Source organism: Agrobacterium sp. rho-8.1 (assembly GCF_033957725.1).
Classification (GTDB): domain Bacteria; phylum Pseudomonadota; class Alphaproteobacteria; order Rhizobiales; family Rhizobiaceae; genus Agrobacterium.
Genome location: NZ_CP192792.1, coordinates 36,211 through 51,495 on the forward strand (window position 1 = coordinate 36,211; position 15,285 = coordinate 51,495).

A 15,285-nucleotide genomic window follows, 5' to 3' on the forward strand; every position below is an offset into this window, starting at 1 on the left:
GTGCTCAGTCGAGATATTGCTCATCCGACACCTTCTCCATCCAGGCAACGTTCTTGCCGTCCTTCATGTTGGTGATGGCGATGTGGCCGACGCCAGTCGTTGCGGTCGCGCCGTGCCAATGCTTCACGTCGGGCGGGCACCAGATCACGTCTCCCGGTCGCATGACGCGCTTTTCCGCGCCTTCTTCCTGCACCCAGCCAGTCCCCGACGTCACGATGAGGATCTGGCCTGCAGGGTGCGTGTGCCATGCCGAGCGGGCACCCGGGTCGAATGTCACGTGGCCGCCTGCATTACTTGTGTGCTCGTTGTCGGAATAAAGAGGATCGACCGTGACCGACCCGGTGAAATTGGATTCCGGTCCTTTCATCGAAGGGCGCGAGCCGCCCTGCGAGAACTGCGATGTTTCGGCGTGGGCCGAGGTCGAAGCGTAGAGGGCAAGAGTGATGGCAGTAGCTATAAACTGTTTCATGGTTCGTTCTTTCTTTTCAGAACAGGGGAGATGTGAATTCGCGCAATCAAGCCTTCCGGCCCGCGGACATGTCGATGACGAAGCGGTAACGAACGTCCTTGGCCATGACGCGCTCGTAGGCGCGATCGATCTGGTTAGGCGTGATGACCTCGACATCGGCCTTGATGTTACGCGCGGCGCAGTAGTCGATAACCTCCTGGGTTTCAGCGATGCCGCCGATCATCGAGCCCGCAAGACTTTTGCGGCCGAACCCCATCAGCATGCCGCTGAGTCCGCCTTGCAGCGTACCGAGCGCCCCGACATTGACCATCGTGCCATCGAGCTTCAGCGTGTCGATGAAGGGCTGCATCTGATAGGGTTTCGGAACCGTCGAGATCAGCAGGTCGAACTGGCCTGAGACCCGCTTCATGGCTTCGGTGTCCGTCGACAGGACGGCGTTCTTTGCGCCTAGACGTCTGGCATCCGCAACCTTTTCGGGCGTGGTCGTGAAGACCGTGACCTCTGCCCGCCTTGCGACGGCGAGCTTGACTGCCATATGTCCGAGACCGCCCAGTCCCACGACACCGATCTTCTGGCCAGGTTCCAGTTCCCAGTGCTGCATCGGCGAAAAGGTGGTTACGCCTGCGCAAAGGATCGGCGTGAAAGCCGCCAGATCGACGGAGGGAGGCATCCGGATGACGAACTTCTCGGTGACGACGATGGCGTCGGAATAGCCACCGAAAGTGCGTCCGCCGCTGACCTTGTCCGGAGCGTCATAAGTGAATGTCGTTCCCTTGAGGCAATTTTGTTCGCGGTCGGCAAGGCAGTTCTCGCATTCCCCGCAGGAGGCAACCATGCAGCCGACGCCACCGATGTCGCCGACCTTGAACTTCGTGACGTTGCGGCCGACAGCACGCACTCGACCGACGATTTCGTGACCAGGAACGATGGGGTAATTCGTCGGACCCCAGTCGCTGCGCACGGAGTGGATGTCGGAATGGCAGATCCCCGCGTAAAGGATGTCGAGAAGCACGTCGCTTGGTCCAACGGCCCGACGATCGATCTCGATCTGTCTTAATTTGGATGTCGCGCTCGTTGCGCCGAAGGCCCGCACCTTGCTCGGCCCGATGTCGACGGCCTGACCATCTGCGCTGGACTGCGCATTTGCACGTCCAGCCATTGCCATGAGTGGCGCTGCCACCAGTCCTGCGCCGCCGATCAGCAGGCTACGACGGCTCGTTCCAGCCCCATGTGTAAAATCACCACACGCTTCGCACATTCGCGATCTCCTTCTAAAGGTTTGGACAGCATTCTTGGATCCCGCTCGAGGGAGTTCGGAGGGTTCGATGTTCCGAATTCGGTACGTTCGGATCAGCCTTGGTATTGGTCGTCCGTGACGTGTTCCATCCAGTCGACCACCTTGCCATCGACATGCTCCTGGATGGCGATATGGGTCATCGCGGTCTTCGGTGACGCGCCATGCCAGTGCTTTTCGCCAGGCGGAAACCACACGATGTCGCCCGGACGGATTTCCTCGATTGGTCCGCCTTCGCGCTGGACGCGGCCAAAGCCGGCGGTCACAATAAGGGTCTGGCCAAGCGGGTGCGTATGCCACGCCGTGCGTGCGCCCGGCTCAAACGTGACAGTTCCGGCCGAGCCGCGACGGGCGTCATTGGCTGCAAACATGGGGTCGATGCGCACCGTGCCCGTGAACCAATCCGCTGGTCCCTTGTTCGAGGGCGTGCTGCCGTTTCTCGTGATGTCCATGAGCTGATCCTTCCTGATCGGGTTGATTAGAAGATAGTGCAGCTCATTTAGAAGAATTAGGTGTCCAATTCTGCAAAGACATATGGACTCAGCGCATGAATAGAGGGTGGCGTCTTGGCTTGATCCTGCTAGGATCACACTCGATTGATGTGAGGATCCCATGAATGCTGCGTGAGAACGTTAACGATCTGCTCGCGTTTCTTGCCGTCGCCCGCGAGCGGAGCTTCACCAAGGCCGCTGCCAAACTCGGCGTTTCGCAGTCGGGCCTGAGCCACACTGTCCGCGGCCTTGAGGAGCGTCTCGGGTTGCGCCTCTTGACGCGAACAACCCGCAGCGTTGCGCCCACGCAGGAAGGCGAACGCCTGCTGACGATGGTGGGCCCGAGGTTCGAAGAGATCGAAGGCGAGTTGATCGCGCTGACGGATCTGCGGGAAAAGCCTGCCGGAACCATTCGCATCACAGCCGAGGATTTCGCGATCGACCACGTGCTCTGGCCGAAGCTCCGTGAGGTGCTGCACGATTATCCGGACATCAACGTGGAATTCGTCGTCGACTACGGTCTGGCGGACATCGTTGCCGAACGCTTCGATGCCGGTGTCCGTCTTGGGGAGATCGTCTCGCAGGGGATGATAGCGGTGCGGATCAGTCCGGAACAGCGAATGGTGGTCATCGGATCGCCGGATTACCTAGTCCGCAATCCAGCGCCGATCATTCCACAGGATTTGACGCACCACAACTGCGTCAACCTCCGCCTGCCGACCAAGGGCGGGTTGTATGTCTGGGAGTTCGAAAAGGACGGTCAGGAGCTCCGAGTGCGGGTCGATGGCCAGATGACCTGCAATGGTATCACCCAGATCCGCAATATGGCAATCGACGGTTTCGGCCTGGGCTTCATTCCGGAAGGGCTCGCCCAGCCCGAGATTGAGGCTGGGAGGCTGGTCGAGGTGCTGGGGGACTGGTGCCCGTATTATTCCGGTTATCATCTGGTTTATCCGAGCCGACGACAGTCTTCCGCGGCGTTCAAGGTCGTCGTCGATGCCCTGCGTGAGCGATAGTGATCGTGCCCGAGTCACTCGGAAGCGGGCACGATATCCCGCGGCGAGATTAGCTCGGTCGCTTTTCGAACACGTCTTTCACCACCGGAACGGCGGAGAAGACGTTCGGCCATCCGGCATAGAAAGTGAGCTGTGTCAGCATTTCCGAGGCCTGATCTTGCGTCAGCCCGGCATTCATCGCGCGGTTGAGATGGTAGTTGATCTGACCGACCTGGCCGGACGAGATAAGGGACGTGACGGTGATGAGGCTGCGGTCGCGTGGAGCTAGGCCAGGACGGAGCCAGAGATCCTTGAACAGGACACCGTTCGTGTATTCCACAACACCCGGTGAAACAGAGCCGACGTTCTTCTCGACCCCCTCAGCACGCTCGGCATCTGCTGCTTCATCGAGTAGAAGTGGCGCAGGCGATGCTTCGGGGAACTGGTCCGCACCGATGCCACGTTCGGCGAAGACCTGCGCGGCTACAGCAACCGCGCCCATTGAATTCCCCCAACCTGAATAGAAGGCAAGGTGAGTGATGATCTCCGAAAGTTCCGCGGCCGTGACACCGTTGTCGAGCGCCAGATTGAAGTGATACGGCATCTCGACGGGTTGGTTCCGGGCGATCAGGGCCGCCACCGTGACGACGCTACGGTCGCGCGGTGAAAGGCCAGGACGCTTCCAGAGGTCGTTAAACAAATCCTTCTGCGTGTATTTGGCCAGAGCGGGAGAGACCGACTGAACGTCGGCCATGGTAACGGGCAAAGACCCGAAACGCTTCTTGTCCTCATCTGCAAGCGCGGGGAGCGAGGCTGCGAGTGTCATCGACAGAGCCGTAGCGGCAAGTTTGTTCATGTCCGTTCCTTTCGAATGCGAGTTCGGTTTAAAGCCGGGCGTCGCCCGGTGGAGTTCTCGGCATGATCACCAAGCATAGGCTTCCGGTGCGCCGACCCCGTATCCGGGCCAGATCTCGTCGAGGCGGTTCAGCGTGTCCTGAGACAGGGTGACGTTCAACGCTCCGAGGTTCTCGGTAAGCTGCTCGACGGTGCGCGGACCAGTGATGGGAGCGGTGACGACAGGATTCTGCAGTAGCCAGGCCAGCGCTACGTCCGCAGGCTTCTCACCAATTTCCTGGCAGAGCGACTCATAGGCTTCCAGTTGGGGACGGAGCTTGTCGATCTGCTTCGTGACCTTGGGTTTGGAGCGGCGACCATCTGCCGCCTTCTGCAGAATTCCGCCGAGGAGTCCGCCGCCGAGAGGGCTCCATGCCACGAGACCCAGACCATAGTGACGGCAGGCGGGAATGACTTCCAGCTCGATCGTCCGCGCTGTGAGATTGTAAAGGCTCTGTTCGGTGACAAGCCCGAGGAAATTGCGGGCATTGGCGTTCGACTGGGCCGTGGCGATGTGCCATCCTGCAAAGTTGCTGGATCCGACATAGAGAACCTTGCCCTGCTGCACGAGCAGTTCCATCGCCTGCCATATCTCCTCCCACGGCGTTTTTCGGTCGACGTGGTGCATCTGATAGATGTCGATGTGGTCCGTCTGCAAACGGCGCAGACTGTCTTCGCAGGCCTTTCGGATATGGTAGGCCGACAGGTACTTGTCGTTCGGCCCAACCTCCATCGGTTGATAGACCTTGGTGGCCAGCACGATCTTCTCGCGGCGTCCACCCTGCGCGAGCCATCGTCCGATATATTCTTCTGAAATGCCATAGCCTTTCTTCATATCGGGTGAGTTAGGGCCGCCATAGACATCCGCCGTGTCGAAGTAATTGATGCCGACCTCCAGCGCCTTGTCCATGATCTGGAAGCTTGTCTCTTCATCGGCGTATTCGCCGAAGTTCATGGTCCCCAGGCATAGTGGGCTGACCTTCAGGCCTGTGCGGCCAAGATGTCTGTATTCCATTTTACGCTCCTTCGCTTGCCCTGATGGATTTAGTAATAAGGAGCCGACAGATTAGACACGGTTCTTTGATAGCGCTTATGCGGGAGACGCATGAATGCCGTGGCGACAATGCGTTCAGCATTTACCCCGGCGACGGGGCTCGAGTGCGCGAGAAGGACCCGCGCACTCGAGTTCGCTGTTGCGGCAATGCGAAGCCGACGATGTAGTCTCCGCGAGCGAAAACGCTACAGTTGCCTCCGGCAAGCGAGAGGCCGAGGAACATTCCTCCTATGAGAAGAACCGCAAGGTTCGGTGCGAAAGCGACGATCAGGTTGGATACGATCTGGATCACCGAGAGCCACAGCAGCAGATTGCGCCTATCGAGCCTGCGCGTGAGGACGGCGACGAAAATGCTAGTGAAAAAGGCGACGACAGCGTTGCCGTCAAAGCCTGACCCGCCATGCCCTCCGTGATGCCGAGGTCCTCCCCAATCGGAGTCAGTAGACTGAAAGAAAGCATTTCGGCCGCGGTCAGGCTGGAAACGCCAAGGCCCGTTGCCCAGACGGCTGCCCACAGAGGCGTCGAGGGTTCTGCTTCTGAAATCGTATCCGGCATGAGTTTCGATCGGCTCCATTGTCTTTGGGCCACCATAGGGGATGTAAACCTCGGCGATTACTCGGTAGAATGCGGATTTCGCATTAAGCAGGGCTAACAAATGGCGCGGGAAAGTATTGATGATTTGCAGGCCTTTGTCGCAGTGGCCAGGGAACAAAGTTTTACGCGCGCGGCGGTTAAGATCGGAGTCTCGCCGTCTGCAATCAGCCAAACGATCACGGCTTTGGAGGCAAGGATTGGGGTTCGTCTGCTAACGAGAACCACCCGGAACGTCTCCGTTACAGAGGCCGGGGATCGACTTCTGAACGAGATCGGACCGCGCCTCGACGGCATCCTCGCAGCGCTGACCTCGATGAACGAGCTGCGGGAGAAGCCAGCGGGGACCGTCCGTCTGACAAGCGACGAGCACGCAGCCGAATCCATTATCTGGCCCGTCCTCGAACGCTTCCTGCCCGAGTATCCAGACATCAAGGTCGAGGTTACGATCGACTACGGCCTCAGCGACATCGTAGGTGAGCGATACGATGCGGGCGTTCGTTTAGGCGAGACTGTCGCCAAGGACATGATCGCATTACCGATCGGGCCGAAGACCCGCATGATTGTGGTCGGCGCGCCTTCCTATATAGCAGGCCGTCAGAAGCCCAAGGTGCCGCAGGAACTGACTAATCACCGATGCATCAATTTCCGGCTGCCGACGCTCGGTGGGCTGTATGCCTGGGAATTCGAGAAGAGTGGCCGCACCATCAACGTTCGTGTCGATGGGCAGGTGACTTTCAACGGTCTCGGCATCATCCTTAAGGCCGTACTATCAGGTGCGGGATTGGCTTATCTTCCTGAAGAAGAGGTTCATCCTCATATCGACAGCGGTGCGCTCGTTCCACTTTTACAGGATTGGACGCCGCTCTATCCCGGCTACCACATCTATTATCCGAGCCGCCGTCAGCACACCCCGGCTTTCAGTCTGTTGCTCCACGCTCTTCGGTACCGGGAAACGAAGTAGCAATTTGCGTCTAAAAGCAGTTGGTATTCTTTAGCCCTGCTTAAAGCGGCATGTAGATTATCGCGGGTAATCCCGCCCATCGTGCGGCCTATATTCGTGTCCAGTTGCGGTCTGACCGACCGTTCGAGATATGGAGGCATATAATTATGAAGCACAATAAACTCGGAAACACGGGTATTTCGATATCGAAGCTTGCTCTTGGCACCATGACCTTCGGCGACGAAACGCCGGAGGATGAAGCGTTTACGATCATGGACGGCTACCTGGAAGCAGGCGGCAATCTGATCGATACCGCCAACGTCTATGTAGGCGGTGTCGCCGAACAGGTCGTAGGCAGATGGTTCGCATCGCGACCGAACGAAATCACAGACCGGGTCATTCTTGCGACCAAGGGCAGAGCTGGCAGCGGCGAGGATCCGAACGCTGTCGGCCTTTCGCGCCGTCACCTGCACCGAGCCCTTGACGGTTCTCTCGAGCGGCTTGGCGTCGACACCATCGATCTCTACCAGCTCCATGCCTCGGACATGCAAACCCCTGTAGAAGAAACGCTTAGGTTCCTCGACGAGGCCGTGCAGGCAGGTAAGATCCATTATTTCGGGCTCTCGAACTTTACAGGCTGGCAGCTTCAACTCTTTGCATCCACAGCCAAGGCGATGGGCTTGCAGGTCCCGGCCAGCCTGCAGCAGCAATACAGCCTCCTGTCGCGCGAGAACGAATGGGAAGTGGTCCCTGCAGCACTCTACAATGACGTGAGTATTCTTCCCTGGTCGCCACTCGCCGGCGGGTTCCTGTCCGGGAAATACCAGCGAGGAGGGGTTCCTGCATCCGACACGCGCGCGGGTTCCAATAAGGAACTCTACCAATGGGTTTCCGAGGAGTATGCCGAGTCGGACCGGAACTGGGCGACGATCGATGCCGTAATCCGGATCGCGAACGAGTGCGGTGCCACACCGAGCCAAGTCGCATTGAGCTGGATCGCAAATCGTCCGGGCGTCGCGGCTCCGATTTTCGGGGCACGAACGCTGGACCAGCTCAACGACAATCTCGGCGCGGCGGACCTGGTCCTTGATGATAAGGCGAGCGAGGCGTTGGAAACCGTAAGTCGCCCCACGCCTGGCGGCTATCCCTACGGAGCATTTGGAATGGGCCAGCGCAACCGCGACATGAAGGACGGCGTACCAGCACCAGGACTTCCAGTGACGGGCGGCTCAAAGCATCCGCTTGGCCGCGTCTGACGCAATACGGACCGAAACTGGGAAATCATGACATGAAGAACATTCTCAGCCGCCGCGACGTGTTTCGTGGCGGTGCCCTTGCCGCTGCGGCCGTGGCCCTTAGCTCGATGCCTGCTCTGGCGCAGACGGGACAAAAGGAATCCACATCACGCATCGACCCAAATGACGTGCAGCTTCTGTTCGGCGATCTTCAGGTCGGTCTTGTGTCTGGTTCGAAGACGAATTCTCCTGAAGCGATCTCGCGCGCGGCGAGCGTACTCGCCAAGGTCGGCACGACCCTGGAGCTTCCGACTCTTTTCAGCGTCGTGGACGTCGCTGGCGGCTCCGCCGACCTCATTCCAGGCCTGAAAGATTTCGCCGACAAAACTAATACCATCAAGCGGACGCCAATCAGCCCGTTCGGGGACGCGGCGACGGTCGCGGCACTTCGCAAGACCCCGCGCAGGACGCTCGTGATTTCCGGCTTCGCAGCCGAAGCCGTCGTGCTGCAGGCAGCCCTCGATGCCCTCGCTACGGGTTATCGCGTCTATTTCGTGGTCGACACGATCGGCAGCGCGTCCGAACGGACTGAGAGAGCGGCATTCGAGGAGATGGAGCAGGCCGGAGCAATCCCAACATCCGTCCTCAGCCTTTCGACAAGGCTCGTGAAAGACTTTGTCAGTACGCCCGGCTCCGAGGTGTTCGCAGCACTCGGTCCCATACTCAAAGGCTGACAATGCTCGGCGGTCGACCGCTCGGATCTCTGCCCATCAGTACCAAACAAGGAGGCTCTTATGAATAACGTCGCAGGAAAAGTCATCATCATCACCGGTGCCAGCAGCGGCCTCGGCCAGGCGGCGGCGCGCCTTTTGTCCGCCAAGGGTGCCAGCGTCGTACTCGGCGCGCGGCGCGCCGAGCGGATCGAAGAACTCGCCGAAGAGCTCAAATCCAACGGTGCACTGGCAGTGGCCGTGCCGACTGATGTCTCGAAGAGAAGAGATGTTCAGGCGCTGGTCGATGAGGCTCTCAGGACGTTCGGAACGGTTGACGTGATGTTGAACAACGCGGGCGTCATGCCACTGTCCTTGCTTGAGCGGCTCGAGGTCGACGAATGGGAGGTGATGGTCGACATCAATCTGAAGGGCGTGATGTATGGTATTGCAGCAGCGCTGCCTCATATGATCGAACGCAAGTCGGGTCACTTCATCAACGTCGCGTCGACGGCTGGTCACCGTGTCGGTCCGACGACGGCGATCTACTCTGCGACCAAGCATGCGGTCCGAGCCCTGTCGGAAGGTCTGCGCCAGGAAATGACCCCGCACAACATTCGCTCGACGATCATCTCTCCGGGTGCATCATCCACCGAACTGATGGACTTGGTTAAGGATGACAGTCTCGCCGATCACATGCAGAACGCCGCCAAATATGCTCTTCCTCCGGAAACCTTTGCCGAAATGGTGCTTTTTGCCATAAGCCAGCCGGAGAGCGTCGACGTGAACGAGATCCTGTTCAGGCCGACAGCGCAGCAAGCCTGATGGCGCGGAGATGACATGACTTCGGAACCAGATGTAGCGATCTTGGGGTCAGAACAAGAGCAGTCCGAAATCGTACGCTAAGGCCGAACGAAGCATGAACAATGCCATAGCTCGGATTTGGGGCGTTCGATCTCTGTGTGTCGTTTGACATTTAACTGTAAGAATGCGCCCGTTCAGACTGGTGATGGCACCTAATTTGAGATTCCTCGGTGTAATTTTCCGTGCCAAACGCCTTTCAGTTCGGCTGTAACCATCTGTAATATAGGTCATTTTCTCATGGAAGCGTGACCGTAAGCAGCCATCTCTCCCTGGCGGCGAATCTCACATTAGGTGCCAAAGAGTGAAGCCAGAATCTCAAATTAAATGCCAAGTCTCAAATTAAGTGCCGGGCTATCTTATTGAAACTGTTAGGACTTGAATCTCACGGTTAAATGCAAAACGACACAGCCATTCGTCTCGGCCGATGACATGTGGCGGCGTTCCGGCGTATCGCCGTCGTCGCTGGTCAAGCTTGCGGAGGCAGATGCTTTCCTGCCGTCGCTGCAACTGGAGCGGCGCCAGGCACTCTGGGATATCAAAGCGCTCCGGGAGGAACCACTGGAGCTTTGGGCGGCCGCCGCTGAGCGCGAAGCCAAGGTGATCGCCGAGATGCAGGAGCCCGACGTGGCGCTGAAGTCGATGACCGAGGGAAGGGAGGTCGTCGAGGACTACTCGCACACCGGTCTCACCTTGCGGGCGCACCCGGTCTCGTTTCTCCGAAAAGACCTCGACCGGAAAGGTATCGTCACCTGCGCCGAGGCGATGGGGAAACGCGACGGGAAATGGCTTTGGACTGCCGGCCTGGTTCTCGTGCGACAGCGGCCGGGATCGGCAAAGGGTGTGATGTTCCTCACGCTGGAAGACGAGTCAGGCATCGTCAACGCCGTGGTCTGGCCATCGCTGTTCGAACGCCAGCGGCGGGTGTTGATGACCGCGAGCATGATGGCCATCAATGGCCGCATCCAGCGGGAGGGTGACGTCGTTCACCTCGTTGCCCAGCGCCTGTTCGATTTCTCCGCCGACCTGTCGAGCGTTGGTAATCGGGACGGCGACTTCCCACTTCCGCACGGTCGCGGCGACCAGGTCAAGCACGGAGGAGGGCCCGATCCACGGGACAATCCCAAACCCGTCGTACAGGCGCGCGAGATCTATATTCCAGACCTTCATATCGATAATCTGAAGATCAAATCCAGAAACTTCCATTGAGGAGACCGATGTGTCGCGCCTGTTTGCAGTCACCAAAAGCCTGGAGGAGATTGTCGCCCATTTCGCGGTCGATAACGCACCGGCGCTTGAGGTGCCGAGCGAAACCGTGGAAGGAACCCGGGGACTGATCGTCCTTGAGAAGGACGGATTGCGGCTGTTGAAGTCCGTCCCATGGGGTTTTCCGCGACAGACACGCGACATGAGGCGTGAAGGCGAGCCACCGAGCCGCATTGGCCTCGTTGCCGATCTCACCAATCCGCTTTGGGATCGCATCGTCGTTGACCCCAGATACCGCTGTTTGATCCCACTCACCCACTTCGCCAACCCCGAAGGTGTCAAAGGCGAGAAAACCAGATCGTGGTTTTCGAAGAACCGGCAACCCTTGATGGCTTGGGCGGGGTTCTGCAAGAACACTCCAGACTTCGGCCCGGTGTTCGCCGGCATGACCATGACCGCAAACGATAAGATCAGGCCCTTCAACGACCGAATGCCCGTTTTGCTCGAGCGGCAAGAATACGATCGCTGGCTTCACGGTTCGATCGAAGATGTGATCGCCTTCCAGTTTCGCGATCCGCCGTCTTCCGATGATTTCGAAATCCTGCACAGCCGCGACCGCTGGCAAAGCGGCGTTGCACCCTCCAAGGCTTCACCCCGTCGGGACAACATGCTTAAGTAAGCCGGGGTTCGTGTTGAAAGGTCCGTCACATGTGCAACTTGTACACCGTCCGTCTTTCCGCCGCGGAAGTGGCCGCACACTTCCGTGTGCCAAACCCGATGCAATCGAACGCTCCCGAGGAAGTCTATCCGGGCACGCCCGGGATGGTGGTGACGGAGAATGACGGTGTTCGCGAGCTCCGCTCGATGGTGTGGGGTTTTCCGCTGCGCCTGAAAGGCATGAAGCCGGAAGCCAAGCCAAAGCCGGTCAACAATATCGCTGACCTTGCGAAAGGCATGTGGATTGGTCTTGCTCGAAAACCCCAATGGCGTTGCCTGATCCCCGTGACGGGTTTTGCCGAAGCCGAGGGGGAGAAGGGCAGAATGACCCGCACCTGGTTTGCCCTGAAGGACCAGCCGGTCTTCGCTTGGGCAGGGCTGTGGCGGATCAGTGACGAGTGGGGTCCGGTCTATTCCGGGGTCATGACGGACGCCAATGAGGCGATCCAACCCGTGCACAACCGGATGCCTGTTCTGTTACAGCCCGATGAGTACGAACAATGGCTGCACGGTACCTTCGATGATGCGCTAGCATTCCAGAAACGGACATTTCCGGCTGAATTGGTGACAATGGAGCGGACCAGCGAGCTGTGGGCGAAAAAGAAGTCTGCACCCGAGGCACCGCTGCTGCTTTGACGCCAGCCTATTTTCCGAGGTTGGCGAACCACTCGGCATAGGGCGTGTTTTTTGCCATGTGCCGATTATAATCCGGTGCGCCATCTTCCCACCAGAGCGCACCGCGCTCGCCGAGAGCAACCTTGGCATCATCGACCAGATGTCGAGCCTTTGCCATCGCATCGGGGTCGCCCTTTGCGTCGCGAACAGCCCTTTTTGCGGACATCAAATCCTTGACCAGTCTATTCCGGCGTCTGAGGATATCGGTCCGACATTCTCCTAGCGCCCGCCTTTGATCGCCTGGTCTAACATTCGCTCTGTTTCCAGATTGGATGCCAGCGAAAGCATGTGGCAGTCGGCAATCCACCAGTCGCCGGCGACTTCGGTCTCTCCCCAACCGGCCATCACCGCTTGCTCGGCCAACTGTCTGAATGCGTCCGCAATCGCTTCCTGACAGTTCAGAAAGTGATCGGGATGCTCGGAAAGGGTTTTCGGACCGGGAATGTACTCCATTCCTAATGTAATCGAGTCGGCTGACACAGGTTCAAGGCCCGTTGGCATAGATCTGAACTCAAAGAATTTTCTGGTTTCCGCTACTGGTCCTCACGCCCATAGAGGCGTGAGGACCGAAGAAGCTAGTGCTGGCTGGCCTGAAAGGCTCCGATGGCAGCAATAGCGCATTGCTCATCTTCGTCTCCACTCGCTCCGCTGACTCCAATGCCGCCGATAACCGTTCCTCCCGAGTGAATGGGAACCCCGCCGGGGAACGCGATGAGACCTGGTACCAGAGCAATGCCCGGCATCTCTGCTGCCTCGCCATCTTTGTTTTTGCCGTAGGCTTTCAGTTCGAAGCTTCTTGTAGCGTCGTCAAAAAGTGCGGCTGTGCGGGCTTTGCTTTCGGCAATGTCCCCACAAGCCTTACATGCACCATCCTGCCGGTTCGTCAGAACGATGTTTCCACCGTCGTCGACGATCACGACATTAATAGGCTTATACTTCGCTTTTGACTGATGCTTTAGGCACGCCTCTGCCATCGTCGTCGCGTCTGCAAGCGTCAAAAACTGCTTGGTTTCGGCCGCAGCGACGCCTGTTGCGCTGAGGATCATCGCTCCCCCTGCAAGAAACAACCTCATTCTAATCTCCTCCTCTAAAGAAAAAATCCGGCAGCCCCGGATCGATCAAAATCTATTGAGGTTCGAACATCAAAACAAGCGAATAATCTTGTCTTTAGTGGTACTACCGCAAAAATGACGTGCGGACGTCAAAAATTATTAAGGAATTCACGTTAATCTGCCTTTTCCACGATGCGGACCAACGAGCAGCAGAGGCGCGGCCCGTCCGCAGGCAACCGCGTTTTTACAATCGACAGGAATTCCTATGCTCAGTCGCGTGAAAATTAGAACCAAGATCCTGGGAATCGTATTAGGGGTCAGTTTGGTCAGCGCCGCTTTAGCGGTGTTCTCCAGTGACCAGATCGAGGACATAGGTTCGAACTATTCCTTGCTAGTGAATCAGCGAGATCCTGGGGTCTTGAAACTCGTTGGCGTCGCCAAAAGCGTGAGCGATGCAGCTTTTGCCACCCACAGGGTCTCCGCATACCCAAGGAATTCTGGGGTGGTCATTTCATCGAAGGCGCTGAGGACACGCAGTTTGAACCGCGCCTCATTTTTGCTGGACGGCGCATTGCGGCGTTTCCCGGACCATAAAGCAGACATCGACGCCTTGCGGCAGGCAGTGCGACTGGTCGACACCGCTAGCGAGAGAGCTGCGATGGTGGCGATAAATCCGGATGATCAAAGTCAGCGATCCTCACTTCAGCAACTCGACAAATCCTATTTTGATTTCAATCAGGCCTACTCCAAGCTCTACGACCAAATATCCTCCAGCGCGTCCTATCATGCCGAAAGCCTTGGCCGCACAACCAACAGGGTGATCTATCTCACCCTGGCGGGATCCTTTGCGGGTATCGCATTTGGAATTGTCATAGCGCTCCTTGTTTCCTCCAAAGGCATAACCGGGCCTTTGCGCAAGCTTGGCGGGGCTATGAGTACCCTCGCCGCCGGCGAATTGGATGTGGAGATTGATGGGCGTCAGCGCCGGGACGAGATTGGCGACATGGCCCGTTCCGTTGAAGTATTTAAAAAAGCTGCCAACGAAAACCGCAGGCTCGCCAATGAAGCAGAGATCGCCAACAATGAGCGCGCGGAGATCCAGAAGCGGCAGGCGGCAGAGGATAACGCCCGCACGCAGCGCTTGCGCGACCTTATCGACAACGTGAAGATCGCCTTTGGAGGACTTGCGACTGGTGAGTTGACGACGCGCATCGGTGGCGCATTTCCCCAAGAGTTCGAACCTATTCGGACCGCCTTCAATTCTTCAGTTGAACGGCTCGAAAACGCCATAGCCGCTGTTGATGCTGGCATCAGCTCAATGCAGGCCGACTTGAACGGGATCACAGATTCCGCATCCGATCTCTCCAGAAGGACCGAGCAGCAAGCGGCTGCCCTTGAAGAGACTTCAGCCGCGCTCTCAGAGCTGATGAAAAAGGTTGAGGAAACATCGCTGAAATCCGTCGAAGCGACAAAATTGGCAGAGGGTGCTCATAATGAAGCGAAGCTAGGCGCAGCAGTGTTGGCTGAGGCAATTGGGGCAATGTCTGAGATCGAACGGTCCTCGGGCAAGATAAACAACATCGTTGGCCTTATCGATCAGATTGCCTTCCAGACCAATCTCCTTGCACTTAATGCGGGCGTTGAGGCAGCTCGGGCGGGCGATCGCGGAAAGGGCTTCGCTGTCGTCGCACAAGAGGTTAGGGCGCTGTCCCAACAGTCGGCGAGTGCGGCGCAAGAAATCAAGGGTCTAATATCGAGCGCTAATAGTCAGGTTAAGGACGGCGTAGCACTCGTTACGGAATCAGGCATCGTCTTCGAGCGCATCTTAACTCAGGTGGACGGCGTATCGAGTGCGATAAACGAAATTTCAGTCAGCGCCCAAGATCAGGCTGCCAGCCTCCATCAGGTATCTGCAGCGGCCGCCCAAATGGACAAGGTTACGCAGCAGAACGCGGGGATGGTCGAAGAGACCACAGCCGCGACGCAGAACCTTTTGTTGGAAACAACCCAACTTGCCGAGCTGATGCGCGCATTCAAGACAACCGCCGGCACCCAAGCGGGTGACAACCTTTCCAGAAAAGCAGCTTGACCAATTAAG

The 15,285-nt window shown here is 58.0% G+C and carries 16 protein-coding genes and 2 pseudogenes; 9 read left to right on the forward strand and 9 right to left on the reverse strand.

Annotated features, from left to right (window positions below; all coding sequences use genetic code 11):
* Positions 1-4: 4 nt before the first annotated feature.
* The 3 genes from RMR21_RS25015 to RMR21_RS25025 form a co-directional block, all read right to left on the reverse strand.
* A complete protein-coding gene (locus tag RMR21_RS25015) occupies positions 5-469 on the reverse strand; it encodes a (R)-mandelonitrile lyase (protein ID WP_320187942.1) in 465 nt (154 codons plus the stop codon).
* A gap of 46 nt (positions 470-515) precedes the next feature.
* The gene (locus RMR21_RS25020) at positions 516-1,727 is read right to left on the reverse strand and encodes an NAD(P)-dependent alcohol dehydrogenase (RefSeq protein ID WP_320187943.1); all 1,212 of its coding nucleotides are present in this window, start codon (positions 1,725-1,727) and stop codon (positions 516-518) included.
* 92 nt (positions 1,728-1,819) lie between these two features.
* Entirely contained in the window at positions 1,820-2,215 is a 396-nt protein-coding gene (locus RMR21_RS25025) for a (R)-mandelonitrile lyase (RefSeq protein ID WP_320187944.1), read from the reverse strand.
* A gap of 164 nt (positions 2,216-2,379) precedes the next feature.
* Between RMR21_RS25025 and RMR21_RS25030 the strand changes: the two genes are divergently transcribed.
* Positions 2,380-3,270 (forward strand): LysR family transcriptional regulator, encoded by an 891-nt coding sequence (locus tag RMR21_RS25030; RefSeq protein WP_320187945.1) that lies wholly within the window; start codon positions 2,380-2,382, stop codon positions 3,268-3,270.
* A gap of 49 nt (positions 3,271-3,319) precedes the next feature.
* On the opposite strand, the gene RMR21_RS25035 is transcribed toward RMR21_RS25030, so the two are convergent.
* The 3 genes from RMR21_RS25035 to RMR21_RS25045 all read right to left on the reverse strand — a co-directional run bounded on the left by RMR21_RS25035 (position 3,320) and on the right by RMR21_RS25045 (position 5,771).
* Entirely contained in the window at positions 3,320-4,105 is a 786-nt protein-coding gene (locus RMR21_RS25035; RefSeq protein ID WP_320187946.1) for a carboxymuconolactone decarboxylase family protein, read from the reverse strand.
* Positions 4,106-4,171: 66 nt separating this feature from the next.
* Positions 4,172-5,158, reverse strand: a complete 987-nt coding sequence (locus RMR21_RS25040) for an aldo/keto reductase (RefSeq protein ID WP_320187947.1) — start codon at positions 5,156-5,158, stop codon at positions 4,172-4,174.
* A 121-nt stretch (positions 5,159-5,279) separates the two neighbouring features.
* Positions 5,280-5,771, reverse strand: coding sequence for an MFS transporter (locus RMR21_RS25045; RefSeq protein ID WP_407026494.1), 492 nt, complete (start codon positions 5,769-5,771; stop codon positions 5,280-5,282).
* An 81-nt stretch (positions 5,772-5,852) separates the two neighbouring features.
* Here RMR21_RS25045 and RMR21_RS25050 point away from each other — a divergent pair, with 81 nt between their 5' ends.
* The 7 genes and pseudogenes from RMR21_RS25050 (at position 5,853) to RMR21_RS25080 (ending at position 12,096) form a co-directional block, all read left to right on the forward strand.
* The gene (locus RMR21_RS25050; RefSeq protein ID WP_320187949.1) at positions 5,853-6,752 is read left to right on the forward strand and encodes a LysR family transcriptional regulator; all 900 of its coding nucleotides are present in this window, start codon (positions 5,853-5,855) and stop codon (positions 6,750-6,752) included.
* A 146-nt stretch (positions 6,753-6,898) separates the two neighbouring features.
* Positions 6,899-7,987 carry an aldo/keto reductase gene (locus RMR21_RS25055; RefSeq protein ID WP_320187950.1) on the forward strand — a complete coding sequence of 363 codons (1,089 nt, stop codon included), beginning with the start codon at positions 6,899-6,901 and terminating at the stop codon, positions 7,985-7,987.
* Positions 7,988-8,019: 32 nt separating this feature from the next.
* Positions 8,020-8,700 carry an isochorismatase family protein gene (locus RMR21_RS25060; RefSeq protein WP_320187951.1) on the forward strand — a complete coding sequence of 227 codons (681 nt, stop codon included), beginning with the start codon at positions 8,020-8,022 and terminating at the stop codon, positions 8,698-8,700.
* 60 nt (positions 8,701-8,760) lie between these two features.
* Positions 8,761-9,501, forward strand: a complete 741-nt coding sequence (locus RMR21_RS25065; protein ID WP_320187952.1) for an SDR family oxidoreductase — start codon at positions 8,761-8,763, stop codon at positions 9,499-9,501.
* Between the two features lie 426 nt (positions 9,502-9,927).
* A pseudogene (locus RMR21_RS25070) lies at positions 9,928-10,746 on the forward strand (OB-fold nucleic acid binding domain-containing protein); the annotation flags it as partial.
* 10 nt (positions 10,747-10,756) lie between these two features.
* The gene (locus RMR21_RS25075; protein ID WP_320187953.1) at positions 10,757-11,422 is read left to right on the forward strand and encodes an SOS response-associated peptidase family protein; all 666 of its coding nucleotides are present in this window, start codon (positions 10,757-10,759) and stop codon (positions 11,420-11,422) included.
* Between the two features lie 29 nt (positions 11,423-11,451).
* On the forward strand, positions 11,452-12,096 hold the full coding sequence (locus tag RMR21_RS25080) for an SOS response-associated peptidase (RefSeq protein ID WP_320187954.1): 645 nt from the start codon (positions 11,452-11,454) through the stop codon (positions 12,094-12,096).
* Positions 12,097-12,103: 7 nt separating this feature from the next.
* Here RMR21_RS25080 and RMR21_RS25085 read toward each other — a convergent pair.
* From RMR21_RS25085 to RMR21_RS25095, 3 genes and pseudogenes are all read right to left on the reverse strand, one after another.
* Positions 12,104-12,325: pseudogene (locus RMR21_RS25085) on the reverse strand (hypothetical protein); the annotation flags it as partial.
* A 29-nt stretch (positions 12,326-12,354) separates the two neighbouring features.
* Positions 12,355-12,588: a hypothetical protein gene (locus RMR21_RS25090; RefSeq protein ID WP_320187956.1), complete on the reverse strand. Its 234-nt coding sequence runs from the start codon at positions 12,586-12,588 to the stop codon at positions 12,355-12,357.
* A 122-nt stretch (positions 12,589-12,710) separates the two neighbouring features.
* Complete coding sequence (locus RMR21_RS25095) at positions 12,711-13,181, reverse strand: GlcG/HbpS family heme-binding protein (protein ID WP_320201335.1); 471 nt, start codon at positions 13,179-13,181, stop codon at positions 12,711-12,713.
* 271 nt (positions 13,182-13,452) lie between these two features.
* On the opposite strand from RMR21_RS25095, the gene RMR21_RS25100 reads away from it, so the two are divergent.
* Positions 13,453-15,276, forward strand: a complete 1,824-nt coding sequence (locus tag RMR21_RS25100; RefSeq protein WP_320187958.1) for a methyl-accepting chemotaxis protein — start codon at positions 13,453-13,455, stop codon at positions 15,274-15,276.
* The last annotated feature ends 9 nt before the right edge of the window (positions 15,277-15,285 follow it).